21 protein-coding genes are annotated in these 23701 nt (G+C 60.2%); 2 read left to right on the top strand and 19 right to left on the bottom strand.

Annotated elements, in window-relative coordinates:
• Positions 1-115 precede the first annotated feature (115 nt).
• Positions 116-1543, bottom strand: coding sequence for an argininosuccinate lyase (gene argH, locus ACYZTY_RS13880; RefSeq protein WP_461958971.1), 1428 nt, complete (start codon positions 1541-1543; stop codon positions 116-118).
• 363 nt (positions 1544-1906) lie between these two features.
• Here argH and ACYZTY_RS13875 point away from each other — a divergent pair, with 363 nt between their 5' ends.
• The gene (locus tag ACYZTY_RS13875) at positions 1907-2872 is read left to right on the top strand and encodes a LysR family transcriptional regulator (protein ID WP_461958970.1); all 966 of its coding nucleotides are present in this window, start codon (positions 1907-1909) and stop codon (positions 2870-2872) included.
• Here the strand turns inward: ACYZTY_RS13875 and ACYZTY_RS13870 are convergent.
• The 9 genes from ACYZTY_RS13870 to arnB all read right to left on the bottom strand — a co-directional run bounded on the left by ACYZTY_RS13870 (position 2823) and on the right by arnB (position 12383).
• On the bottom strand, positions 2823-3383 hold the full coding sequence (locus tag ACYZTY_RS13870; RefSeq protein ID WP_461958969.1) for a GNAT family N-acetyltransferase: 561 nt from the start codon (positions 3381-3383) through the stop codon (positions 2823-2825). The two genes, ACYZTY_RS13875 and ACYZTY_RS13870, sit on opposite strands and share 50 nt — an antisense overlap.
• Before the next feature lie 202 nt (positions 3384-3585).
• Positions 3586-4965 carry a UDP-glucose dehydrogenase family protein gene (locus ACYZTY_RS13865; protein WP_461958968.1) on the bottom strand — a complete coding sequence of 460 codons (1380 nt, stop codon included), beginning with the start codon at positions 4963-4965 and terminating at the stop codon, positions 3586-3588.
• On the bottom strand, positions 4962-5363 hold the full coding sequence (arnF, locus tag ACYZTY_RS13860; RefSeq protein WP_461958967.1) for a 4-amino-4-deoxy-L-arabinose-phosphoundecaprenol flippase subunit ArnF: 402 nt from the start codon (positions 5361-5363) through the stop codon (positions 4962-4964). Before arnF ends, ACYZTY_RS13865 begins: the two co-directional genes overlap by 4 nt.
• On the bottom strand, positions 5360-5704 hold the full coding sequence (gene arnE / locus ACYZTY_RS13855) for a 4-amino-4-deoxy-L-arabinose-phosphoundecaprenol flippase subunit ArnE (protein WP_461958966.1): 345 nt from the start codon (positions 5702-5704) through the stop codon (positions 5360-5362). The genes arnF and arnE overlap by 4 nt, the downstream gene beginning before the upstream one ends.
• On the bottom strand, positions 5701-7350 hold the full coding sequence (gene arnT, locus ACYZTY_RS13850) for a lipid IV(A) 4-amino-4-deoxy-L-arabinosyltransferase (RefSeq protein WP_461958965.1): 1650 nt from the start codon (positions 7348-7350) through the stop codon (positions 5701-5703). Before arnT ends, arnE begins: the two co-directional genes overlap by 4 nt.
• Positions 7347-8231, bottom strand: a complete 885-nt coding sequence (gene arnD, locus ACYZTY_RS13845) for a 4-deoxy-4-formamido-L-arabinose-phosphoundecaprenol deformylase (protein ID WP_461958964.1) — start codon at positions 8229-8231, stop codon at positions 7347-7349. The genes arnT and arnD overlap by 4 nt, the downstream gene beginning before the upstream one ends.
• Complete coding sequence (gene arnA, locus ACYZTY_RS13840; RefSeq protein ID WP_461958963.1) at positions 8231-10222, bottom strand: bifunctional UDP-4-amino-4-deoxy-L-arabinose formyltransferase/UDP-glucuronic acid oxidase ArnA; 1992 nt, start codon at positions 10220-10222, stop codon at positions 8231-8233. Before arnA ends, arnD begins: the two co-directional genes overlap by 1 nt.
• Positions 10219-11238 (bottom strand): undecaprenyl-phosphate 4-deoxy-4-formamido-L-arabinose transferase, encoded by a 1020-nt coding sequence (gene arnC / locus ACYZTY_RS13835; RefSeq protein WP_461958962.1) that lies wholly within the window; start codon positions 11236-11238, stop codon positions 10219-10221. The genes arnA and arnC overlap by 4 nt, the downstream gene beginning before the upstream one ends.
• Complete coding sequence (gene arnB, locus ACYZTY_RS13830) at positions 11235-12383, bottom strand: UDP-4-amino-4-deoxy-L-arabinose aminotransferase (RefSeq protein ID WP_461958961.1); 1149 nt, start codon at positions 12381-12383, stop codon at positions 11235-11237. The genes arnC and arnB overlap by 4 nt, the downstream gene beginning before the upstream one ends.
• Before the next feature lie 401 nt (positions 12384-12784).
• Here arnB and ACYZTY_RS13825 point away from each other — a divergent pair, with 401 nt between their 5' ends.
• Positions 12785-13675: a site-specific integrase gene (locus ACYZTY_RS13825; RefSeq protein WP_010460071.1), complete on the top strand. Its 891-nt coding sequence runs from the start codon at positions 12785-12787 to the stop codon at positions 13673-13675.
• Positions 13676-13678: 3 nt separating this feature from the next.
• On the opposite strand, the gene ACYZTY_RS13820 is transcribed toward ACYZTY_RS13825, so the two are convergent.
• The 9 genes from ACYZTY_RS13820 to ACYZTY_RS13780 all read right to left on the bottom strand — a co-directional run bounded on the left by ACYZTY_RS13820 (position 13679) and on the right by ACYZTY_RS13780 (position 23639).
• Positions 13679-14749: an ABC transporter ATP-binding protein gene (locus ACYZTY_RS13820; protein ID WP_461958960.1), complete on the bottom strand. Its 1071-nt coding sequence runs from the start codon at positions 14747-14749 to the stop codon at positions 13679-13681.
• Positions 14746-16344 carry an ABC transporter permease gene (locus tag ACYZTY_RS13815; protein ID WP_461958959.1) on the bottom strand — a complete coding sequence of 533 codons (1599 nt, stop codon included), beginning with the start codon at positions 16342-16344 and terminating at the stop codon, positions 14746-14748. The genes ACYZTY_RS13820 and ACYZTY_RS13815 overlap by 4 nt, the downstream gene beginning before the upstream one ends.
• Positions 16345-16347: 3 nt before the next feature.
• On the bottom strand, positions 16348-17361 hold the full coding sequence (locus ACYZTY_RS13810) for an iron ABC transporter substrate-binding protein (protein ID WP_461958958.1): 1014 nt from the start codon (positions 17359-17361) through the stop codon (positions 16348-16350).
• 207 nt (positions 17362-17568) lie between these two features.
• Positions 17569-18129 carry a PqiC family protein gene (locus tag ACYZTY_RS13805; protein WP_461958957.1) on the bottom strand — a complete coding sequence of 187 codons (561 nt, stop codon included), beginning with the start codon at positions 18127-18129 and terminating at the stop codon, positions 17569-17571.
• A gap of 17 nt (positions 18130-18146) precedes the next feature.
• Positions 18147-19802 carry a PqiB family protein gene (locus ACYZTY_RS13800; protein WP_461958956.1) on the bottom strand — a complete coding sequence of 552 codons (1656 nt, stop codon included), beginning with the start codon at positions 19800-19802 and terminating at the stop codon, positions 18147-18149.
• A complete protein-coding gene (locus ACYZTY_RS13795; protein WP_461958955.1) occupies positions 19783-20442 on the bottom strand; it encodes a paraquat-inducible protein A in 660 nt (219 codons plus the stop codon). The genes ACYZTY_RS13800 and ACYZTY_RS13795 overlap by 20 nt, the downstream gene beginning before the upstream one ends.
• Positions 20439-21035 carry a paraquat-inducible protein A gene (locus ACYZTY_RS13790; protein WP_461958954.1) on the bottom strand — a complete coding sequence of 199 codons (597 nt, stop codon included), beginning with the start codon at positions 21033-21035 and terminating at the stop codon, positions 20439-20441. Before ACYZTY_RS13790 ends, ACYZTY_RS13795 begins: the two co-directional genes overlap by 4 nt.
• A 226-nt stretch (positions 21036-21261) precedes the next feature.
• Positions 21262-22554, bottom strand: coding sequence for an NAD(P)/FAD-dependent oxidoreductase (locus ACYZTY_RS13785; protein WP_461958953.1), 1293 nt, complete (start codon positions 22552-22554; stop codon positions 21262-21264).
• A complete protein-coding gene (locus tag ACYZTY_RS13780; RefSeq protein WP_461958952.1) occupies positions 22551-23639 on the bottom strand; it encodes a polyamine ABC transporter substrate-binding protein in 1089 nt (362 codons plus the stop codon). The genes ACYZTY_RS13785 and ACYZTY_RS13780 overlap by 4 nt, the downstream gene beginning before the upstream one ends.
• Between the last annotated feature and the right edge of the window lie 62 nt (positions 23640-23701).

Genomic DNA, 23701 nt, shown 5'->3' with positions numbered 1-23701 from the left:
AAAATCCCTGTAGGAGCGAAGCTTGCTCGCGAAAGCGGTGTGACATTCAACATTGAGGTCGACTGACATGGCCTCTTCGCGAGCAAGCTTCGCTCCTACAGGTTTTGCGTTTGCTTTAGAGGCGGAAGCCTTGATAGTTCTCGGTCCATTCGTGCTGCGCGGCGAGGGCGGTTTTCAAGCGGCCGATCTGCTCGCGCACCTGTTGCGGCGCCGTACCGCCCCAACCACTGCGCGCAGCCATGGCAGCTTCGAGGGTCAGGCTGTGGCGCACTTCCGCAGTCAGGCGTGGATCGATCTCGGCCAGCAGCGCCGGGGACGCTTCCCACAATTCAATGTCGTGTTTCTCGCAGGCCTGGACCAGCGCACCGGTGATTTCGTGCGCTTCCTTGAACGGCACGCCACGTATGGCCAGCCAGTCGGCGACTTCGGTGGCCAGGGTGAAGCCAAGAGGCGCCTGGCGACGCAGCTCTTCAACGTTGACCTTCATGGTCGCAACCATTCCGGCCATGGCCGGCAGCACCAGCAACAAGGTGTCGACGCTGTCGAGCACGCCGTTCTTGTCTTCGCTCAAGTCGCGGTTGTACGACAGCGGCAGGGATTTCAACGTCGACAGCAAACCGGTGAGGTTGCCGATCAGCCGGCCAGCCTTGCCCCGGGCCAGTTCGGCAATGTCCGGGTTCTTCTTCTGCGGCATGATCGAGCTGCCGGTGGCGTAGGCATCGTCCAGTGCGACCCAGCGAAATTGCCGCGACGACCACAGGCAGAATTCTTCAGCGAGGCGGGAAATGTTGATCCCCAGCATGCTGGCAATAAACAGGAACTCGGCGACGTGGTCGCGGCTGGCCACGGCATCGATGGAGTTTTCGCAGACGCCGCTGTAACCCATTTCCTTGGCCGACTGCTGCGGCAGGCGGGCGATGGCGGAACCGGCCATGGCTGCGGCACCGAGCGGCGACAGCGAGGTGCGATTGTCCCAGTCCACCAGGCGTTGCACGTCCCGCAGCATCGATTGCGCGTGCGCCAGCAAGTGATGGGCGAAGACGATCGGCTGGGCTTGTTGCAGGTGAGTAAAGCCCGGGCAGATGCTCTCAATGTGTTGTTCGGCCTGATCCACCAAGGCTTGTTGCAAGGCCAGCACTTCGACGGCCAGGGTGCGCACGTGATCGCGCAGGAACAGACGCAGGTCGTTGGCGGTCTGGTCATTACGGGAACGCCCGGCGCGCAGCTTGCCGCCGAGGGCGCCGAGGCGTTCGGTCAGCAGGCGTTCGATGAAGGTGTGGACGTCTTCGTCGTCCAGGGTCGGCGCGATGCTGCCGGCGCGGAAGTCATCACCGATGCGCGCCAAAGCGTCGAGCATGGTCTGGGTTTCCTGCTCGCTCAACAGCCCGGCGCGTTGCAGTTCACGGGCATGTGCCTTGGAACCGGCGAGGTCATACGGGGTGAGGCGGAAGTAGCGTTCGGGGCAACGGGACAAGGCCGCCAGGGCTTCGGATGGGCCGCTTTTGAAGCGCGCACCCCAGAGACGGTCGGTGGTTTGAGACATTGTTGTTTTCCTCGTCGTTGCCGGAAGTTAGTAATTAATTTTGTGTTATCCAGAAGAGCTTCGCGGGCAAGTCGGATCGCCGCACCGCACGCTCCTACAGATCGGTGTGCAGAGCCGGGAACACTCGCCAGAAATGATTCAGGCGTGGTTCGGCCAAGCAGTTTTCAAGAGGGCAGTTGCGAAGTGGCGAGAGCTGATCGAAGTGTCAGCTTTTAATAGTTCGAAATCAGTGAGTTGGCACTGAAGTACGGGGATTATTAGCGGTTGCCAAGCCTGGTTTTCTGTGTTCATTATTATTGGCCAGCTATCTTTTTGTTGTTGGACACAGATTGTTGAATAGGGCGCCAGAGGTAAATAAGCATTATGGAAACCCCACTTTCCAATTCCGGAAACCCGCCGCTGAAAACGGCGCATCGAGCGCCGCTGGCCCTCAGCGGTCTCGATTTCAAACTGCTCAAAGTGTTCAAGGCCGTGGTCGAGGCGGGGGGCTTCAGTGCCGCCCAGAACGAGCTGAATGTGGGGCTGGCAGCCATCAGCAAACAGATTTCCGACCTTGAAATCCGCATCGGCATGCGCCTGTGTACCCGAGGCCGGGAAGGCTTTCACCTGACCGAAGAAGGCAGTCTGGTGTACCAGGCGTCCATCGACTTGTTTGCCTCGGTCGACAACTTTCGTGATCGGCTTAGTTCGGCGCAGAATGAACTTGTTGGCGATCTTGGCGTGGGGGTTATTGACAATACATTCTCTGACGCTAATTCGCCGTTAGTTGCTGCGCTTAGAAGGATTAATGAGCACTCGCCAAAAGTAAGGTTTCAACTTCAGGCCTCGCAACTGGATGAAGTGGAAAGAGGCGTGGTAGAGGGGCGGTTAGTGGCAGGCATTGTCCCGGTCTATCAGAAACGCGAAGAGTTTGATTACTACGCGCTCTATGAAGAACGCTCGGAGGTTTACTGCGCGGTCGGGCATCCTTTGTTCTCGGTGCCTGAGGCAGAAATCGGCAGCCATGTGCTCAAGGATTACGAGTGCATCAACCACCGTTACGCGATTCATCGCGACAAACTGAATTTTGCCCACTACGACAGCTTTTCAGCGTCGGCGACCCAGGTGGAAGCCGTGGCATTGCTGATCAAGACCGGTCGCTTCGTGGGTTTTCTGCCGCAGCATTACGCTGCATCGATGGTGGCTCAGGGGCAGTTTCGCGCAGTGCGGCCCGACCTGATCAACATTGTCACGCCGTTCAATCTGATCCTGCGCCACAACACGGTGCGCAGTCCGCTGGTCAAGGCGTTTGCGCACGCGTTGGGTGTGGATCTGAAGGCGCCGGTCTGAGGTTCAAATGCATTGCACAACGGCGTTCGGCGGGTAAACCGTGGGCCACTTCGTTGTTCAAAACCGCCGTTAAACGTGGGCCCAGTTGTGCGGGACTCAATGTTTCAAAGCCCATGCGCTGATAAAACGCTTCATTCCACGGCACATCGCGAAACGTGGTCAGGGTCAGACCATGGAGTTCTCGATCCCGGGCACATTCAATGGCTGCTAACAGCAACTTCCGTCCAGCGCCGCGGCCCTGAAAGTGTTGGCTGACGGACAGTTCCTGAATATGCAGTTCGTTGGCGACCTCAACCGCACTGACAAACCCCATAAGTGCACCATCGATCGATTGCGCAACCCAAACGGCATCCGACTCGATCGCCCGTAGATGGTGCTCGGTATCAGGCACCGCAGCATCCGCGAGCCAGGCCAGCGAAGGGTCACAGCGAAACAGCTCAGCCGCCGAACGCTCGATGGCGGGGAGGGCGGTGGCATCAACAGACAGTGCACGGCGGATAATAAAATTCATGCGCGGCACTGTAGCAGCTGCCGAGCTTGCTTTGTGGCGAGGGGATTTATCCCCGTTCGGCTGCGAAGCAGTCGTGAACCCTGCAAGTGCGGTGTGGATGGCGGAATGCTGGGGGCCGCTTCGCAGCCCGACGGGGATAAATCCCCTCGCCACAGGGGAGCTGCTACAAGGGATCGATGTGCGCCAGCACCTCGATGTCAAATCAAGCAACAACCTGAGCCGCCGGCCATTGCTGATGCGGAATCGGCAGTTTGCGCGATTCACCACGGCCCATCGGGAAGTACAGGAAACCATTGCGGGCCAGGCGTTCGGCGTCGTAAAGGTTGCGTCCGTCGAAGATCACCGGCGCCTTCAACCGTTGCTGGATCAGGTTGAAATCCGGGGCCTTGAACTGCTGCCATTCGGTGCAAATGATCAGAGCATCGGCACCGGCCAACACCGATTCCGGCGTGCCCATCAGCATCAGTTTCGACTCGTCGGGGTACAGATGCTGGGTTTCCTGCATGGCTTCCGGATCAAACGCCCGCACACTGGCGCCGGCCGCCCACAGCGATTCCAGCAGGACCCGGCTCGGCGCATCACGCATGTCATCGGTGTTGGGCTTGAAGGCCAGGCCCCACACGGCGAAGGTCTTGCCGCGCAAGTCGCCCTTGTAGAACGCATTGATACGCTCGAACAGCTTGTGCTTTTGCCGCTGATTGATCGCTTCCACCGCTTGCAGCAGGTCGCTGGAACAGTGCGCTTGTTCGGCGCTGTGGATCAGCGCGCGCATGTCCTTGGGGAAACACGATCCGCCATAACCACAGCCGGGGTAGATGAAGTGATAGCCGATGCGCGAATCGGCGCCGATGCCCAGACGCACAGACTCGATGTCCGCACCCAGGTGTTCGGCCAGTTCGGCGATCTGGTTGATGAAGCTGATCTTGGTCGCCAGCATGCAATTGGCGGCGTACTTGGTCAGCTCGGCGCTGCGCAGGTCCATGAACATGATGCGGTCGTGGTTGCGGTTGAACGGCGCGTAAAGGTCACGCATCACGTCGCGCACGTCATCGCTCTCGCAACCGATCACGATGCGGTCGGGGCGCCGGCAATCCGCCACGGCGGAGCCTTCTTTCAGAAACTCGGGGTTGGAAACTATATCGAACTGCAGCAACCGCCCGACCTTGATCAGGCACTTGTCGATATGTGCACGCAAGGTGTCGCCCGTGCCCACCGGCACCGTGGATTTCTCCACCAGAATCACCGGCTGCTCACGATGCCGCGCCACCGCTTCGCCCACCGACAGCACATAACGCAAGTCCGCCGAGCCATCGTCCCGGGACGGCGTACCCACTGCGATAAACAGCACCTGACCATGCTGCACCGCGAGTTTTTCGTCGGTGGTGAATTGCAGCCTTTTGGCTTCCAGGCTTTCACGCACCAGGCTCGCCAGCCCCGGTTCGAAAATGCTCACGTGGCCTTGTTGCAGCAACTCGACTTTCTTCTCGTCAATGTCCATGCAGACCACGTCGTGGCCAACTTCAGCCAGGACGGCGGCTTGCACCAGGCCAACGTAACCGCTACCAAATACACTGATTTTCATGAGGCACTCCTGAGTTCGGGCGCGCGAGCTGGACGGGTGTTGATGGTGATGACCCCGAGCATGACCAGGGCCACCCCGAAGGTTTTGGAAAGGCTGAATGTTTCGTTGAACAGCGGCAGGCTGGCGGCCAGCAGATACACCAGCGCGTAGCTGATGCTCAGCAGCGAATAGGCCCGGCCCAGCGGCACATCGCGCAGGGCGGCGAGCCAGCACAGCATTGAAAGGGCGTAGGCCAGAATCGCGCCCAGCACCACCGCGACCGCCGTCGGATCGATGCTGGACGTCAGCAATTGCTCGGGTGACGGCATGTGCGTCATGCTCCAGCGCATGCCCAATTGCGCCGCGCTGCCGAGCAGCACACTGCCCATGGCAAAGGTGATTCCGCGACGCAGGCTCATGCGTGTTGCCCCAGCAATATGACGCCGCCGATCACCAGCGCCACGCCCAACCAGTGCTGACGGTCGATGGGTTCGTGGAAAACAAAGCGGGCGATCAGGGTGATGAGCACGAAATTCAGGCTGAGCATCGGGTAGGCGATGCCGACTTCAAGGCGCTGCAACACCAGCAGCCAGACCAGCAAACCCAAGCCCAGCGCCGCGAGTGCCAGCCATAACCACGGCGAGCGCAGTTTCTCGCCCCAGGCCGACGGCTTCGCGCGCCAGCTCTCGACGGCGTACTTCTGGGCGATCTGGCCCAGGCAGGTCAGCAGGCACGCGGCCAATAGCAGCAACAGGCTCATGACGCACCCTGAGGAAAGATCAGAATCACCAGATTGCCTTGTTCATAGCGTTTGCCATCCTTGGGCAGGCGTTCGATTTCTTGCAGCTCGTCGTCCCCCTTGACCCGCATCACCACACCGACCGAGCCGCTCTGGCGGGCGTTGCGCATCCACTGTTGAACCTGATCGAGATCGACGCGCTGCTGCACCGAGTCAGGATAAGCAAGGCCATATTTCAGTTCGCCTATCGTGTTGTACAACGCTACGTCCGGGCGTTTCAGGCGCCAGGAAAGGGCAGCGGCGGCGCCGAGATCGTTACTCAGCAATCGGTCGGTCTGGCCAAGTTCTTGGGCATGTTCGAGGATGAATTGGTCGGGCATCTTGTTGGCCACCACCGAATCGGGCAGCCCGGCGGGCAGCAGACCGATCAGCAATAGACTGCCGAATGCCGGTGCCGCCCAGCATTGCAGGGGTCTGAAGGCTTGCAGCAGGTTGGCCATGATCCAGCCGATCAGGCCGATGAATACCAGCACCAGGTTGTGCAGTTCATGGTCGTACAGCGGCTTTTTCAGTTGCAGATAGACCAGGGCAAGCAGGGTGGTCAGTCCCAGCATCAGGTTCAGCAAGCCATTGATGCCCAGGACCCGGCCTTGCTCCAGCTTGAGCCGTTCGGCCAGGGCATGGCCCAGCAGCAAGGCCAATGGCAGCAGGCAGGGCAAGATGTAGCTCGGCAATTTGCCGTTGCTCAGACTGAAAAACAGCAGCGGCATCACCAGCCACAGCAGCAGAAAACCGATGTTGGCCTGACCACGGCTTTGCCATGCCTGCCGTAGCGCCGACGGCAACAATGCCGTCCACGGCAGACTGAACGCCACCAGCAACGGCAAATAGAACCACCACGGCCCGTCATGCTGGGCGTCGTCACCGGCAAAGCGACGGATGTGTTCGTGCCAGAAGAAGAATCGCCAGTAATCGGGTTCCTCGGCGTGTACCGCCAGCGCCCACGGCAGGCTCACCGCGATGGCCACGATAATTGCCACCGGGCCGTAGATCAGCAGCTCGCGCCAGCGTTTTTGCCACACCATGAAGGGCAGGGCGATCAGCATCGGCAGCAACCAGGCCAGGAAACCCTTGGTCAGAAAACCCATGCCGCAAGCCAGTCCCAGCACTGCCCAACCGATCAGGCGCGGGCCACGGCGGACACTGTCCAGCGCAAACCACAGACCGACCAGGCTCAGATTGACCCAGAAGGTAAATTGCGGATCGAGATTGGCATAACCGGCCTGGCCCGCAATCACCGTGAAACTCATGTACAGCAGCGCACAGGCGAAGCTCTTGCGCGGCTCGTTCCACAGTCGGCGGGCGATCAGAAAGCACAGCAACACACTCAGGCCGGTGCACAGGGCCGAGGCAAAGCGCACGCCAAACAGGTTCTGGCCAAACAATGCCTGGCCGGCGGCAATCATCCAGTAACCCGCTGCCGGTTTTTCGAAATAGCGCACATTCATGAAGTGCGGCGACACCCAATCGCCACTCAGTAACATGCCTTGGCTGATCTGCGCGTAGCGGGTTTCGTCGGGGATCCATAAGCCATGGCTGGCCAATGGCAGCAGATACGCCAACAGGGCAATCCCCAGCAGCAGCGGCAGTGCCCAGCGTTTACTCATACGCCTTGCACTCCCAGCCAGCCTTCCCGGCCTTCGAGAGTGCCGCGCACGACACGGCCCGTTGGCAAGATGCCGAGGGTTCCGGGCAGCAGATCGCCCAAGGGGTTGAAGCAGATGCCACGCTGGCGCGCATCGGCCAGCAGTTGACGGAAATCGTTGGCCATCAGAATCCCTTCTACTTCGGCGTGGATTGTGTAGACGTTGAGTTTTTCAGGGGTGAATCGATCGAGAATGAACCGGTTGAAGTCCTTGGCCGTAACGGCCGGGCCCACCACTTCATCGAAGGTCGGCAGGCCCACCGGAATCTGCGGCGTTCCCAACCCACCCCCGACCAGGGTCGGCCGAAACAAGCCTTGGCCACGACAATCGCTGTTGTAGCGAAACCCGAAAGCCTGCTTGGCCTCGATCACACGCTCATCCGCGCGCCAACCGGCAGACGCCGAGCACTGGATTTTTTGCCCAAGGATGTCGCTGAGGGTGTCCACGCCCTGGCGGACCTGTTCGATCAACTGCGCGTCGCTCCAGCGCCCGGCATTGGCCTGCCAGCCATGGTGATCCCAGGCGTGCAGGCCGACTTCATGGCCGGCATCCCGGGCCTGACGCATCAGGTGCCCGAGGTCGCGACCGATGGGCTTGCCCGACCAGGCCGTGCCGGCCAGCAGAATGTCCCAGCCATACAGGCCGGCAGCGTTGGAACGCAGCATTTTCCAGAGAAACTGCGGACGGATCAGGCGCCACAGATGGCGCCCCATGTTGTCCGGCCCGACGCTGAAGAAAAACGTCGCCTTGACCTGCGCTTCATCGAGGATTTCCAGCAGCCGGGGCACCCCCTCACGGGTGCCCCGGTAAGTGTCGACGTCGATTCGAAGGCCTGCCTGCATCAACGTCTGTCCGTTTGTTCGAGCATGGCTTCACGCAAGAAGAAATCCAGCGTGTTGCCGATGGTCTCGCTCATCTCCACCGTGGGCGTCCAGTCCAGCAGGCGTTTGGCGTTGGCGATGTTCGGTTTGCGGTGGGACACGTCCTGATAGCCGGTGCCGTAGAACGCCTTGCTTTCCACGTCGCGGAAACCGGCGAACGGCGGGAAGTTGCCACGCAGCGGATGGGCTTCGAACTGGCGCAGCAGCTCTTCGCCCAACTGACGAATGCTGGCCTCGTTGTCCGGGTTGCCAATGTTAATGATCTGGCCATTACAGGCATCGTTCTCGTTGTCGATGATCCGTGCCAGCGCTTCCACGCCGTCGGCGATGTCAGTAAAGCAGCGTTTCTGCTCGCCGCCGTCGAACAAGCGAATCGGCGTGCCTTCCACCAGGTTGAGGATCAATTGGGTGATCGCCCGGGAGCTGCCGATCCGTGCCGAGTCCAGACGGTCCAGGCGCGGGCCCATCCAGTTGAAAGGACGGAACAGCGTGAAGTTGAGGCCTTTCTGGCCGTAGGCCCAGATCACCCGGTCGAGCAATTGCTTGGAGATCGAATAGATCCAGCGCTGCTTGTTGATCGGGCCGACGACGAGGTTGGAGGTGTCTTCGTCGAAATTCTGGTCCTGACACATGCCATACACTTCGGAGGTCGACGGGAAGATCACGCGCTTGTTGAATTTGACGCAGTAACGAACCAGTTTCAGGTTCTCTTCGAAGTCCAGCTCGAACACCCGCAGCGGGTTGCGGGTGTATTCGATCGGCGTGGCAATCGCCACCAGCGGCAGGATCACGTCGCACTTCTTGATGTGGTACTCGATCCACTCGGAGTGAATGCTGATATCGCCTTCGACGAATTGGAAACGCGGATGGCTGCGCAAGCGGTCGATGGCGTCGGAACCAATGTCGAGGCCATATACCTCGTATCGGTCGTCACGCAAAAGGCGCTCAGACAAGTGATTGCCGATGAACCCGTTTACACCAAGGATCAGCACGCGAGTGCGGCGCGGCGTCCGACCGGACTCCGCACCACGCAGTACTGAACCGTCGACCAGCCCCAGTTCGTTGGCCAGTTGCGGACCGCTCAGGTACAAGCCGTTGTCGTTGCGCTGGCCGCCGCTGATCACCAGAGAGTCTTCGCCACAGGCGATGCGCAACGGATCCACGCTGATGACCCGGCCCGGTGCCTGGCCTTCATTGCCCTTGGCAACCTCTGCGCTCCAGACGATCAGCTTGTGTTCACCCACGGCGCAGAACGCGCCCGGGTACGGCTGGGTCACGGCACGGACCAGGTTGAACAGTTCTTCGGCGGGGCGCTTCCACACAAGCTTGCCGTCGGCCGGGGTGCGACGGCCAAACACCGTGGCTTTGGATTCGTCTTGCGGGGTTTCGCTGAGTTTGCCCTGAAGCAGCGCCGGCAAGGCATCGCGCAGCAGGTCGGTGGCGACCACACGCAATTTGCCGTGCAGGCTCAACGCTGTGTCGCTGCGGTCAATGGCAACCCGTTGCTGGGCAATGATCGCGCCGGCGTCGGCACGTTTGACCATGCGGTGCAGGGTCACGCCGGTTTCGGTTTCACCGTTGACCAGCACCCAATTGGCCGGCGCGCGACCCCGATAGCGTGGCAGCAACGAACCGTGCAGGTTGAACGCACCTTTGCGGGCCGTGGCCAACAGCGGTTCACTCAGCAGGTGGCGGTAGTAGAACGAGAACAAGTAATCAGGATTGAGCTTGCTGATGCGCTCGATCCACAGCGGATGGTTGGCATCTTCCGGGGCATGAACCGGTATGCCCTTGCTCGCGCACAGTTGCGCGACGGAGCCGTAAAAGACGTTTTCCTTCGGATCATCGGCGTGGGTAAACACCGCGACGATATCGAAGCCTGAATTGAGCAGGGTTTCGATGCCGGCACAGCCAATATCGTGATAGGCGAAGACAACAGCGTTTGCGCTCATGAAAGAACCTGATCGGAAGAAGTGGAAATGAGGCCGTCGACGGTGACAACAGGCGCCGGTGTGGCGGGTTGGCTACGCAGGACCTTCTCGACGAAGAAGCGGGGGCGGGCGCGGACGTCGCTGTACATGCGGCCCAGGTATTCGCCCAACAGGCCCATGCCGATGAATTGCCCGCCGGTGAACACGAACAGCACGGCGAACAACACGAACGTGCCGTCGCCGGCCCATTGCGCGCCGAAAACCAGGCGCAGGACGATCAGCGCGGTGGCGAACGCCACACCCAGGCCGGCCATGGCAAAACCGACAATGCTCAGCAGGCGCAGCGGCGTGGTGGTCATGCAGGTGATCAGGTCGAACATCAGGTTGACCAGGCGCATGGGGCTGTACTTGGACTCGCCGTGTTCACGCTCGGCGTGCATCACCAGGATTTCCGTGGTGTGGCGGGCAAAGCTGTTGGCCAGGATCGGGATGAAGGTGCTGCGTTCGCGGCAGGCGAGCATCGCGTCGACGATGCTGCGGCGGTAGGCGCGGAGCATGCAGCCGTAATCGCTCATGGCCACGCCGGTGGAACGCTGCACCGCGAGGTTGATCAGCTTCGACGGCCAGCGGCGTAGCGCGGAGTCCTGGCGGTTGTTGCGCACCGTGGCGACCACGTCATAGCCAAGCTCGGCCTGGGCTACCAAACGAGGGATTTCTTCCGGCGGGTTTTGCAGGTCGGCGTCGAGGGTGATCACCACGTCGCCTTTGCACTGCTCGAAACCGGCCATGATTGCCGCGTGCTGGCCGTAGTTGCGGTTGAGAATGACCGCCACCACCGGGCTGCACTCGCGATTGGCGGCGTCCTCGAGGATTTGCGCCGAGTTGTCACGGCTGCCGTCATCGACCAGCACGATTTCGTAGTCATGGTGCAGTTGCCGGCACGCCGCTTCGGTGCGCCGCAGTAACTCGGGCAGGCTGTCTTGCTCGTTGTAGACCGGGATAACGATCGACACGCAACGGATCGGATAAGGTTTCACAGGCTTGCGTCCAGGGTGTGTTCAATGGCATCGACAACGCGATTGACGTCATCGGTGGTCATGTCGGGGAACAACGGAATCGAGCACAGGCGCGCCGAGTTCCATTCGGTGTTGGGCAGGTAAAGGTTGGGGAAACGCTGGCGGTAGTACGTGTGCAGGTGCGTAGCGATGAAGTGAATGCCGGTGTCGATGTTCTGTTGCTGCAAGGCTTTCATGAACGCTTCGCGGTCCAGCCCGCAGCGCTCGGCGTCGATGCGCAGGATGAACAGGTGCCAGGCGTGCCGCTGCGGGTACGTCGGAATGGCCAGCGGTTGCACCGTTGAACCTTCGAGGCGTTGCAGGTAGGTACGCGCCAGTTCGGTGCGCTTGGCGTTGATCGCGTCCAGCCGCTCCAGCTGCACCAGGGCGATGGCGGCATTGATGTCGGCCAGGTTGTACTTGAAACCCGGTTCCATCACTTGTGCCTGAGGTTTGCGGCCGTGGGTCATGCGGTCGTAGGCATCAACGCCCAGACCATGAAACTTGAGCATGCGCACCCGGTTGGCCAGCGCTTCGTCATCGCTGACGAACATCGCGCCCTCGGCGCAGGTCATGTTCTTGATCGCATGGAACGAGAAGATCGCCGTGCCTTTCGCGCCGACAGGCCGACCTTTGTAGAAGGTGCCTGCGGCATGGGCGGCGTCTTCGATGACGGGGATGCCGTGTTTGTCCGCCAACGCGTAGAGCGAATCGAGGTCGAAGGCGGCGCCGGCGTAATGCACCGGAATGATTGCCCGGGTGCGTGGCGTGATTGCTGCTTCAATGCTTGCGAGGTCGCTCATCAGCGTGTCGCGGTCAACGTCGACGAAGACCGGTCTGGCACCCAGCAGGCAAATCATGTTGGCGGTGGACACCCACGTCTGTGACGGCGTAATCACTTCATCGCCCGGACCGATTCCCAATGCCAGTAATGTGATGTGCATACCGCCGGTGGCCGAGGAAAGTGCAACGGCATGTCGGCTGCCGACATAGTGGGCGAATTGCTCTTCGAGTTGCTGGTTCTTCGGCCCCGTAGTGATCCAGCCGGAGCGCAATACTTGCTCTACGGCAGCGATTTCTTCATCACCGATAGTGGGGCGGGAGAAGGGGAGAAAAGCCTCACTCATAAGAATCACCGGGCGAACGGCGTCCTTCAGCGAAATAGCCGAAAGAAGCGTGTTTTCAAGGATTTAACCGCCAGAGCAGGAAGCCATCAATTGACTTTCCGGGCCACGACCGGCAGCGTAACGGACCACAAGGGCTCGTCGGGTTGATTGAAGGTTATGCCCGATTTTGTGAAAGGAACATGAAAAACCGGTCGTTGAATCGTTTATCTGAAAGTCATACAGCCACTGTTCAGACTTCTAACGTTTATCGCGATCTTCAGAAGAAAAGTCCTACAGAAGTGTTCGCTTTATATGAAGAATGTTTCAATCCTTAGTTGTTTCTACTGAATTGTTTCCACTCAAGGCCGTTTCGTTTGATTGACTTACCTGATACCGATCCTGTTGTTTCGAAAACCAACCCGATGACCGTGTACCTGGCCCGACTGGCGCCTTCCAGTCAGCTGACCATGCGTTACGTTTTGCAGGATGCGGCCGACCGTCTGGGCTTCGAAGACATGAACGTCGAGGAGATTCCCTGGCATCAACTCCAGCCCGACAATGTCATTGCGCTGGTCGCGGCCCTGCGTGAAGACGGGTACGCACCGAATACCTCTTCGCTGTATGTCAACGCGGTGCGCGGGGTGATGAACGAAGCGTGGCGCATGAGCCTGATCAGCCAGGAACACTTGCTGAAAATGCGTTCGGTGAAGGGGATTGCCGGTACACGGTTGTCCCAGGGCCGCAACCTCAGGCGCTCGCTGATTCAGGAAATGATGGCGGTGTGCGCTGCCGACCCGCGCCCTCAAGGGTTGAGAGACGCAGCGATCATCGGGATTTTGTACGGCTCGGGGATGCGCAAGTCCGAGTCGGTGAACCTTGACTTGTCACAGGTGGATTTCAGCGAGCGCAGCTTGCGGGTCACCGCCAAGGGCAACAAGCAGTTGATCAAATACGCCCCGGCCTGGGCCTTTGAGAAACTGCAAGCCTGGCTGGAACTGCGCCGTTCGCACCTCAAGGAAGGTGAAGTGGACGACCCGTTCCTGTTCAACCGTATCCGGCGTGGCAGTCACATTACCCGCGAGCGCATCACCAAACACGCGATCTATTACATCGCCCGGCAGCGCGGTGCGCAGGTCGGGGTGAAAATCATGCCGCATGATTTTCGGCGCTCGTTCATTACCCGGGTGATCGAAGAGCACGACCTGTCGATCGCGCAAAAACTGGCTCACCACAGCAACATCCAGACCACGGCCAACTACGATGTACGCGACGACAACGAGCGGCGTCGGGCGGTGGACCGCTTCGATCTTTGATGTTCACGGTTCGCTCAGCACATGGGCATGGCCTATGGTCGAGACGTGAACCGCGCTGCCGGCGGGGGGCGCGTACATGCCCGAACTGCGCACCATCAATGATCGGCCGTGCGGGTCGCCGGCGACGGTAGGCTGTAACTCCACGGTCAAGGTGCAGGTGTTGCCGCTGAAATCCCGTTCGGTCACCACGGCTCGGCACCCGGCGACTTCGGTCGGACTGGGCTGGATGCTGACCAGTTGCAACTGCTCGGGGCGCAGCATGATCTGCGCCGATTTGTTGTTGCGGTGGTTATTGACCGGTATGCGACCCAGATCGCAATGGGCCCAGCCGGCTTCGATCCGTGCGGGCATGACCACGGCGTCGCCGAGAAACAGCGCGGTTTGTTCGTCGTCGGGATAGCGGTAAAGGTCCAGCGGATGGCCCGACTGCACCAGCCGACCGTCGCGCATCACCGCCAGCTGATCGGCGAACGACAACGCTTCACTCTGGTCATGTGTGACCAGAATGGTGGTGACACCGGCGTCGCTCAGCAGGCGCGCGACCATTTTGCGCATGTCGCTGCGAAGGCCGGTGTCGAGTGCCGAAAACGGCTCGTCCAGCAACATCAAGCGCGGCTGCTGTGCCAGGGCCCGGGCCAATGCCACACGCTGTTGCTGGCCGCCGGACAGCTCATGGGGCCAACGTTTGGCCATGCTCGAATCCAGGGCGACGCTGTCCATCAACTCGGCGACTCGCTGGTGTTTGGCCTCGCCCTTGGTCGAAAGCCCGAAACCGATATTGGCGGCCACGGTCATGTGCGGAAACAGGGCGCCGTCCTGGGGAACATAGCCAATCAAGCGCTGATGCGCCGGGACTTCGTGAGTGTCGTCGACCAGCGTCTGGCCATTGAGCGACAGCTTGCCGGTGTCCGGAAATTCGAAGCCGGCGATCATCCGCAGCAACGTGGTTTTGCCGGAGCCGGAAGGGCCGACGATCACCGTTCGGCTGCCGGTGGGCACCGACAGGCTGATGTTCTCCAGGGCTTGGTGGGCGCCGTAGGATTTGTAGATTGAATCGAGTTCAAGAGCGTTCATCGGCCAGCCGTTCGTTTGGATTGGTGATAAAGAAGTCCGGTCAACGGAAGCGACAGCAAAATCATCAGCAAGGCATAGGGCGCCGCAGCGGCGTAGTCGATTTCGCTGGTCAGCGCCCAGAAACCGGTGGCCAGGGTGCGCGTACCGTTGGGGGCGAGCAACAGGGTCGCGGTCAGCTCATTGGTGATCGCCAGAAACACCAGCGCAGCGCCGGCAGCAGCACCGGGCGCGGCGAGGCGCAGGGTGATCAGCCACAACGCCCGCGCAGGTGAACGGCCGAGGCTGCGTGCCATGTTTTCCAGTTCTATCGGCGCCTGCGCAATACCTGCACGCAAACTCACGAGAGCACGCGGTAAAAACATCAGCAGGTACGCCAGCAACACCGTGACAGTGGTCTGGTAAATCGGCCGGGCGAAATGGATGGTGACGGTCACCAGGGCCAGGGCCACGACGATCCCGGGTAACGAACTGGTGATGTAGTTGCAGCTTTCCAGTAACCGTTGCAGCGGTCCCGGTGAGCGGATCGACAGCCAGGCAATCGGGATGGCGGCGCAGGTAGTGAGTACTGCGCCTGCAACCCCTAACAGCAGGGTTTGTTCCAATGCCGGCATCAGCTCGGCCAGGTCCCAGACTTGCGTGCCTCCCGCGATCAGCCATTTGCCCAAGGTGATCAGCGGCACACCCAGTGCCAGGGCGCAGGTGGTGATTTGCAGCATCAGTCCAAGCACGGTGGCTTGAGCGCCCAAGCACACCAACCGTTGCTCACGGGCGCTGCCGGAGCCGACCCGGGCGTACCGTGCCGTACCGCGAGCAGCCGACTCGACGGTCAGCATCACCAGGCAACACAGGGCGAGCACACTGGCCAGCATGTGGGCGGCGGGGCCGTTGAAGGTGGACTTGAACTGATCGAAGATCGCCGTGGTGAACGTGTCGAAGCGGATCATCGCGTATAGGCCATATTCGGCCAGCAGGTGCAGGCCCACCAGCAAGGCACCGCCGCAAATGGCCAGACGCAGTTGCGGCAACACCACACGGAAAAAGATCGCCCAAGGCTTGAGCCCCAGGGATTCGGCCACGTCTTCGATGGCCGGATCGAGCCGGCGCAAGGTTGCAGCAATGGGCAGGTACAGGAACGGGAAATAGGCGATCACCGAGACCAACACTCCGGCAAACAGCCCATGAATCGGTGGAACCAGGCTGACCCACGCGTAGCTGTGAACGAACGCCGGCACCGCCAGCGGCGCGGTGGCCAACAACGACCAGCCTCGTCGCCCCGGCAGGTTGGTGCGTTCTGTCAGCCAGGCCAGGGTCAGGCCAAGTGCAATACACAAGGGAATCGTGATCACTACCAGCAACACGGTGTTGATCAGCAACTCGCCAACTCGTGGGCGGAATACCAGTGGCACCAGCGTTGCCCAGCCGGTTTGTATCGACACGCCGATGACGAAGGCAATCGGCATCAGCGCCAGTAACGAAACCAGCACCGACAAACCGAGCACCCATGCGCCGCCGCGACCGGCAAAGACGCCACGGGCGCGGCGTCGCAGGTTGTCGGGTATCGCGGCAGGGATACCCGTTGGCAGGGTTTCAGGCATCAATTAAAGCAGTCCCGCCTGAGTCATCAGCTCGACGGCTTTTTTGCTGTCGAGTTTTGAAGCATCGACCGCAGGGGCGTCGAGCTGCTGCAAAGGCACCAGTTTTGGGTTGGATTGGGCGTTCTTGCCCACGGCGTATTCAAACGATTTGCCAGTCTTGAGAATCTCCTGACCGTCCTTGCCGGTGATCCATTTCAGCAATGCCTGGGCCTGTTCCTTGTGTTGGCTGGACGCCAGAACGCCGCCTCCCGAGACGCTGACAAACGCGCCGGGATCCTTGTGCTTGAAGTAGTGCAGGGCGGTGTTCTTGCTGTTTTCGCCAGTCTTGGCCTGATCGCCGAAGCTGTAATAGTGATAGATCACGCCGCTGTCGAGCTGCCCGGCATTCACCGCTTTGAGCACCGAGCTGTTGCCGCGATAGGCGGTGAAGTTGGTTTTCATCCCTTTGAGCCACTCCAGCGTTGCCGCTTCGCCCTTGAGTTCCAGCACAGCAGCAACGATGGCCTGGAAGTCGGCACCGGCCGGCGAAGCACCCCAGCGGCCTTTCCAGTCTGGACCGGCGAGGTCTATGAGCGATTTTGGCAAGTCGGCTTCAGGCAGTTTGCTCGGGTTATAGACAAACACCGTGGAACGCGCGGCGATCCCGACCCATTTGCCGTGGGCCGGGCGATAAGCGGCATCGACCTGTTCCAGAGTGGCCGGCGCAACCGGTGCAAACAGCCCCGCGTTGTCCACCAGCACCATGGCCGGGGAGTTCTCGGTCAGGAACACATCGGCCGGGGAGGCGGTGCCTTCCTGCACAATCTGGTTGCCCATCTCGGTATCGTCGCCATTGCGCACGGTGACCTTGATCCCGGTTTCCTTGGTGAAACCCTCGACCCAGGCTTTAGTCAGGCTTTCGTGTTGAGCGTTGTAGACCACGATGCCGTCGGCGTCCGCTGCAAACACCTGTCCGGCGCTGAGCAGTGCGGTGGCCAGCAAGGCTGTTTTGAGGAATGAAGGGATAGGGGTGACCATTCTGTCGGCAGCTCCAGTTCTTTTTAGAGGGCATGCACGTCAATTCGCTGGCAAATCGATGCGAACCGTTTGCATGGTGCAAGTCGCAGGGAATGTAGAGCGCAAAATGAGAAAAAAACGTCAAAGAGACCGTTAATACATGTCATTTTCATTCAGATTAGCAGCACCTCGGCCCCTTGCCCGATGGATCTGAATCAAACGGTGTCGTCATTGGCTGGATGGGCAGTTCTTTGAAGCACCGGCGGCAGCCCGACTGATCGCAGCGGCCAAACGCTTCACGTTGTTCTGATGAGCGGCCACCAATTCATCAACGCTGGGCCCTGAAGGTGTCTGCAGCGTGCTGCGGCAGGTCACCAGCGTGGTATCGTTATCGCCGAGGTTGCGCAGGCGCCATTTGACGTCGATCAATGCGTATTGCCCTGGAATCGAGTCGAAGCGCTGCACATCCAGGCGCACCGACAGTTTGCGCGCAGGATTGCTGTTGACCAGTTGATCGACCATGGCGCTGCGCAACTCATCCACCAGACTGGCGGCCCACCATTCGGTTTCCAGAATCGCCAGGCCGCTGTTGCCCTGGCGGATAACGATCTGCGGCCGATCGACCTGGGGTGGAACGCTGATGCCTTCAATCTGAATCTCCGCGGCACCGCTCCTCGAATTGGCGCTCACTTGCGCCGGAATCAGCGTGTGGAACTGGATCGGATCACTGCGGCAAGCGGTGAGCATCAATAGCGCGGTGACCAAGGTGATCTTCAGCGAAAAAGCCATGGGTGTTGCTCCTGTGGTCAGTTGCGCGGTGGCGCCTGCAGATCCATCGGTGCGGCATTGTTCGGGCGGCCGCGAATCAGCGATTCCGGATGCCGCCCCAGGTAATCCGAGAGTTCACGCAAGGAGCGCGACATGCGCCCGAGTTCGTCCAGGGTCTGGGTCAACTGTTCACGTTGTGGCGAGTCTTCGGCAAGCGTCGAACTGGCTGATTGCAGCGTCTTGCTGACGTCGGCCAGGGTGGTTTGCACCCCCGGCAGGGTCTTGGCGTTGAACTGGGCGAGGCCTTTGCGCAGTTCGACGAGGTTGCTGTCCAGATTGCCGGCAATCCGCTCGATCGGCAGTTGATTGATCTTGTCGACCATGCCTTCGAGTTTTTCCTGCAACTGTTCGAGGCTGCCGGGAATAGTCGGAATACTGATCGGACGGGCGCTGGCATCGAACGCAACTTTCTCGGCTTTGGGGTAGAAGTCCAGCGCGATGTACAACTGGCCGGTCAACAGATTGCCGCTGCGGGCCTGGGCGCGCAGGCCGTTTTCGATGAAGGAGCCCATCAACCGCACACCCGCGGCTTCATCATTGGGATCATGATTCAGCGCCTTGAGCATTTTGGTGTGAGCCTGACCCAATTTTTGCGGGTAGATCATAATGCCGACGTTAACCGGAAAGCTGCGTTTCTTCGCGTCGAAATCCAGATTGATCGCCACCACTTTGCCGATTTCCATGCCGAGGAACTCCACCGGCGCATCAACCCTGAGCCCGCGCAAGGCCTGGTCAAAACGCAAGCTCAGGTATTGCCCCTTGCCACTGGGCGGGGCGAGGGCGGTTTGCTGGTCGTCGAACAGTTCGTAGGCATATTCCTCAGGCGCCGGTTTGTCGTCGGGGCTGTATTCCGGCGCGCGGAAGGCGATGCCACCGACCAATAGCGATGACAACGACTCGGTCTTCACCGCAAAACCATTGGCGCCGACGCTGACATCGATGCCGCTGGCGTTCCAGAACCGGGTGTTCTCGGTGACATAGGCGTCATTGGGCGAGTGAATGAACAGGTCAATGTTCACGCCTTTACCATCCGGGTCCAGGGCGTAGGCAACCACCTGGCCGACCGGAATTTTCCGGTAGTAAACCGGTGAGCCGATATCCAGCGACCCTAGGTCCTGGGTGTGCAGGGTGAAGCGCTTGCCCGGTTCGCCATAGGTAATGGGCGGCGGGTTTTCCAGCCCTTTGAAGTTCTTCGCGCGGTTGTTGGCCTGGCCAATATCGGCGCCGATGTAGTCGCCGGAAAGCAGGGTGTCGATGCCCGACACGCCGCCAGCACCGATACGCGGACGCACCACCCAGAACTGCGAGTCTTCACGAGTGAAGCTTTCAGCCTGTTTGGCCAGTTTGATCGTGGCGTTGACGCTCTTCTGGTCGTTGCTCAGTTCCACGTCCGAGACATGCCCGATCACCACATTGCGGTATTTGACCTCGGTCTTGTTGGCGGTGAGGCCGTCGCCGGTCTTGAACGTGACGGTGATGGTCGGGCCTTCCTGCATCATGCTGTGGACCACCAGGGAAAGCCCCACCAGCACGGCAATGATCGGCACGATCCAGACCAGCGAAACGCTGAAACGGCGAGTCTTGATGGGGGCCTGTCCGGGGGCTTGCGCCCCTTCAGTGGCTTGCGACTTCATCCATGGCCTCCTCGTTGTGTGGTTTATCCGACGGCTCGTTATCCCAGATCATTCGCGGGTCGAAACTCATCGCTGACAGCATGGTGAACACCACCACCAGGCCGAAAAACAGAATGCCCGGTCGCGGCTCGATATCGGCCAGGGCTTGAAATTTGACCAGTGAGGCCACCAGAGCCACCACGATCACGTCGAGCATGGACCAGTAACCGATGACCTCGACGAATCGGTACAGTTTCGACCGCTCCCTGCGCGCCCAAAGGCTGTCGCGATGCACCGTGACCAGCAACAGCGTCAGGGCAACGAACTTGATCCCCGGCACAGCGATGCTGGCGATAAATATGATCAGGGCGATGTCCCAGGCGCCGTGCTGCCAAAACTCCAGCACGCCACTCATGATCGTACTGTCGGCGCCGTCGCCGACCATTTTGGTGTTCATCACCGGCAACAAGTTGGCCGGGATGTAAAACACCAGGGCCGCGAGCATGTAGGCCCAGGTGCGTGCCAGCGAATTGGATTTGCGCCGATGCAACGGCGCGCCGCAGCGCTCGCATTCGTGGGGATCCAGGGTCATGTCACAGGCCATCCCGCAGCTGTGGCACAGACACAGGTTGAGTTCGCTGGCGACCGGCGGCGTTGTCATAAGGTGTCCCACAGGTCACGGACGTCGCGCCCGGCGATGCGGATCATCATCAGGCTGAGCACGGCCAGGGCGAACAGGCCGATGCCGGGCAGCACGTCCAGTAATCCGGCGAGTTTGATCACCGCGACCATCGCCCCCAACAGGCACACTTCCAGCATGCTCCAGGGCCTGAGGGTTTCCAGCCAGCGCATGCAAAATTTGAAGCCGGGCGAGCGTCGGGAGGCGAGGGCGAAGCTCAGCACCCAAATCAGCAGCAATAGCTGGAAAATCGGCGCGATGATCATTGCGATCGCCGCTACCATGGCGATGAACGTGATCGGCCCCAGGCTCAGGGCCAGCACCGAATCCCAGAGTGTTGCGCTGTTTTTCAGGCCTTTGAGGCTGATGCTCATGACCGGGTAGAAATTAGCGAAAATCCACAGCATCAGCGCGGTGAAGGTCAACGCCAGGCGTTGCTCCACCGTCAGGCCGTTATAACGCTGCAGCACGCCGCCGCAGCGTGTGCACAGGGTTTTTTGATGTTTGGCGAGCGTGACTTTTTCATACACGCAGTCGCAGTGCTCGCAGATGATCAATTGGTCAGTCGTAGCCATAGGCCGCACTCGCCAGGACGCAGGAAAGTCAGAGCACCTCCTCAATATAGAAGTGCCTCGCGATTGAGCAAATCGAAAGGCTCAATCGCCTGATTAACCGCGTCATCGTTCATCGCGGGCAAGTCGGATCGCCGCACCGCCGCTCCCACAGGATCTTCGTCGTTCACAAATGCTGTGTTCGCCGAAAATCCCGTGTAGGAGTGAGCCTGCCCGCGAAGGCGGCCTGTCAGCCAACCAACTCACGCAGGCGATACCAGAACATCCCAAGCGCCAGCAGCGGAGAACGCAGCATCGGCCCACCGGGAAAGGTCATGTGCGGCACAGCGCTGAACACATCAAACCCTTTGCTGTGCCCGGCATGGATCGCTTCGCCCAACAGCTTCGCGCACCAATGCGTCACGTTCAGCCCATGCCCGGAATACCCTTGTGCGTAGAACACGTTCGGGTGCTGACTCAAGCGCCCAACCTGTGGGAAACGGTTGGCGGAAATGCCAATCCTGCCGCCCCATTGATAGTCGATGCGCACGTCGTGCAATTGCGGGAAGACCTTGAGCATCTGCGGGCGCATGTACGCGGTGATGTCGGCGGGATCGCGCCCGGAATAGTGGCAGGCCCCGCCGAACAGCAAACGCCGGTCCGCCGAGAGACGGTAGTAATCGAGGCCAACTTTCTGGTCACACAACGCCAGGTTCTGCGGGATCAATTGCGCTGCAACATCAGGCGCCAGAGGCTCGGTGGCGATGATGTAGCTGCCTGCCGGGAGCACCTTGCCGCTGAGTTTCGGTTCGAGTTCTTCCAGATGTGCGTTGCAGGCCAGCACCAGACTTCCGGCACGCACCGTGCCGCCGGCACATCGAACCTGCACCGTGCTGCCATGGATCAACTCCAGTACCGGGCTCTGCTCGAAGATCTGCACGCCGAGGGATTGCGCCAGTTTTGCTTCGCCCAGCACCAGATTGAGCGGGTGCAAATGGCCCGAGCCCATATCGACCAGACCACCGGCATAGACGCCTGAATCCACCACTCGCTCGCGGATCTGCTCCGGCCCGACCAGGCGGGTTTCATGGGCGTAACCCGATTCGGTCAGACCTTCCTGCTCTGCCCTGAACGCCGCGAACTGCGCCTTGGTGTTGGCGAGCTCGCAGAATCCCCAGCGCAGGTCGCAGTCAATCCCGTGTTCACGGATGCGATTGCCCACCAGTTCCACCGACTCGATACCCGCACGTTCCAGATAGCGCACGCCATCCTCACCGACGTAACGGGTAAAACCGCTGACGTCATGCCCGATGCCGCGGATCAGCTGCCCGCCATTGCGCCCGCTGGCGCCCCAGCCGATCCGCCGGGCCTCCAGGAGAATTACCGAGAGCCCGCGTTGAGCCAGCTCGATCGCCGTGTTGACGCCGGTGAACCCGCCACCGATCACGCAGACATCAGCCACAAGGTCCGAGGCCAGCGTGGGGTAGGGCGTCAGGCTGTTGGCTGTCGCCGCGTAATAGGAATGTGCGTGTTCGTTATTCATTTGTTGGACTTCACTTTGCTCCAGGAACGGGTCATCAGTCGCATGATCGCCTGGGGCGGGGTGGTCGAAATGTAGAGTTTGTCGAGGACTTCCTGGGGTGGATAAACCTCAGGGTTGTTCACCAACTCCGCGTCCATGTAGGCCTTGGCGGCCGGGTTCGGGTTGGCGTAACCGACCGAGGCGCTGACCTTGGCAATCACTTGCGGGTCCAGCAGGTAGTTGATGAAGGCGTGGGCTTCTTTCGGGTTGCTGGCATCGGCGGGAATCGCCAGCAGGTCAAACCACAAATTACTGCCTTCCTTCGGGATGGCGTAGGCGATGTTCACGCCGTTCTTGGCTTCCTTGGCCCGGTTCGCGGCCTGGAACACGTCACCCGAATAGCCGAAGGCCACGCAGATGTCGCCGTTGGCCAGGTCCGACACGTACTTGGACGAGTGGAAATAGGTGATGTAAGGCCGGATGCTCAACAGCTTGGCTTCGGCTTTCTTGTAGTCCTCAGGGTTCTCGCTGCGCGGGTCCATGCCCATGTAGTTGAGAATCGCCGGGAACACTTCATCGGCCGAGTCCATCATCGACACACCGCACTGGCTGAGCTTCTTGATGTTTTCCGGCTCGAACAGCACCGCCCAGGAATCGATGTGGTCGATGCCGAGCACTTGCTTGACCTTGTCGACGTTGTAGCCAATGCCGTTGGTGCCCCACAGGTATGGCACGGAATGCGCGTTGCCCGGATCGTTTTTCTCCAGCAGCGCCAACAGTTTCGGGTCGAGGTTCTTGAAATTCGGCAACTGTGCGCGGTCCAGTTTGAGGAACGCGCCGGCCTTCACCTGACGGGCCAGAAAATGGTTGGACGGCACGACCACGTCATACCCGGTGCGGCCGGCGAGCAATTTGCCTTCAAGGGTTTCGTTGGAATCGAAGACGTCGTAGATCACCTTGATCCCGGATTTGGTCTGGAAATCGACGAGGGTGGTTTCGCCGATGTAATCGGTCCAGTTGTAGACGCTGACGGTGGGTTGAGCCTGGGCAACGGCACTGAATAGCACGGCCAGCGCGGCCGGAACCATGGATTTCAATAGACGCATAACGACACCTCTTTTGTTATTTGACTGTGTAGGAGCGAGGCTTGCCCGCGAAGGCGGACTGA

It is taken from the genome of Pseudomonas sp. LB1P83 (assembly GCF_054897885.1).
This window is presented reverse-complemented; position numbering and strand designations above follow the sequence as displayed.

What these genes read in the sequence shown, in the direction of transcription:
- arnA (WP_461958963.1), bottom strand. Translation starts at nt 10,222, where the DNA reads ATGAGCGCAAACGCTGTTGTCTTCGCCTATCACGATATTGGCTGTGCC.
- arnD (WP_461958964.1), bottom strand. Translation starts at nt 8,231, where the DNA reads ATGCAGGCAGGCCTTCGAATCGACGTCGACACTTACCGGGGCACCCGT.
- ACYZTY_RS13780 (WP_461958952.1), bottom strand. Translation starts at nt 23,639, where the DNA reads ATGCGTCTATTGAAATCCATGGTTCCGGCCGCGCTGGCCGTGCTATTC.
- ACYZTY_RS13810 (WP_461958958.1), bottom strand. Translation starts at nt 17,361, where the DNA reads ATGGTCACCCCTATCCCTTCATTCCTCAAAACAGCCTTGCTGGCCACC.
- arnF (WP_461958967.1), bottom strand. Translation starts at nt 5,363, where the DNA reads ATGAGCCTGCGTCGCGGAATCACCTTTGCCATGGGCAGTGTGCTGCTC.
- ACYZTY_RS13825 (WP_010460071.1), top strand. Translation starts at nt 12,785, where the DNA reads ATGACCGTGTACCTGGCCCGACTGGCGCCTTCCAGTCAGCTGACCATG.
- ACYZTY_RS13795 (WP_461958955.1), bottom strand. Translation starts at nt 20,442, where the DNA reads ATGACAACGCCGCCGGTCGCCAGCGAACTCAACCTGTGTCTGTGCCAC.
- ACYZTY_RS13820 (WP_461958960.1), bottom strand. Translation starts at nt 14,749, where the DNA reads ATGAACGCTCTTGAACTCGATTCAATCTACAAATCCTACGGCGCCCAC.
- argH (WP_461958971.1), bottom strand. Translation starts at nt 1,543, where the DNA reads ATGTCTCAAACCACCGACCGTCTCTGGGGTGCGCGCTTCAAAAGCGGC.
- ACYZTY_RS13800 (WP_461958956.1), bottom strand. Translation starts at nt 19,802, where the DNA reads ATGAAGTCGCAAGCCACTGAAGGGGCGCAAGCCCCCGGACAGGCCCCC.
- ACYZTY_RS13815 (WP_461958959.1), bottom strand. Translation starts at nt 16,344, where the DNA reads ATGCCTGAAACCCTGCCAACGGGTATCCCTGCCGCGATACCCGACAAC.
- ACYZTY_RS13790 (WP_461958954.1), bottom strand. Translation starts at nt 21,035, where the DNA reads ATGGCTACGACTGACCAATTGATCATCTGCGAGCACTGCGACTGCGTG.
- ACYZTY_RS13805 (WP_461958957.1), bottom strand. Translation starts at nt 18,129, where the DNA reads ATGGCTTTTTCGCTGAAGATCACCTTGGTCACCGCGCTATTGATGCTC.
- ACYZTY_RS13865 (WP_461958968.1), bottom strand. Translation starts at nt 4,965, where the DNA reads ATGAAAATCAGTGTATTTGGTAGCGGTTACGTTGGCCTGGTGCAAGCC.
- ACYZTY_RS13785 (WP_461958953.1), bottom strand. Translation starts at nt 22,554, where the DNA reads ATGAATAACGAACACGCACATTCCTATTACGCGGCGACAGCCAACAGC.
- arnB (WP_461958961.1), bottom strand. Translation starts at nt 12,383, where the DNA reads ATGAGTGAGGCTTTTCTCCCCTTCTCCCGCCCCACTATCGGTGATGAA.
- arnE (WP_461958966.1), bottom strand. Translation starts at nt 5,704, where the DNA reads ATGAGCCTGTTGCTGCTATTGGCCGCGTGCCTGCTGACCTGCCTGGGC.
- ACYZTY_RS13870 (WP_461958969.1), bottom strand. Translation starts at nt 3,383, where the DNA reads ATGAATTTTATTATCCGCCGTGCACTGTCTGTTGATGCCACCGCCCTC.
- ACYZTY_RS13875 (WP_461958970.1), top strand. Translation starts at nt 1,907, where the DNA reads ATGGAAACCCCACTTTCCAATTCCGGAAACCCGCCGCTGAAAACGGCG.
- arnT (WP_461958965.1), bottom strand. Translation starts at nt 7,350, where the DNA reads ATGAGTAAACGCTGGGCACTGCCGCTGCTGCTGGGGATTGCCCTGTTG.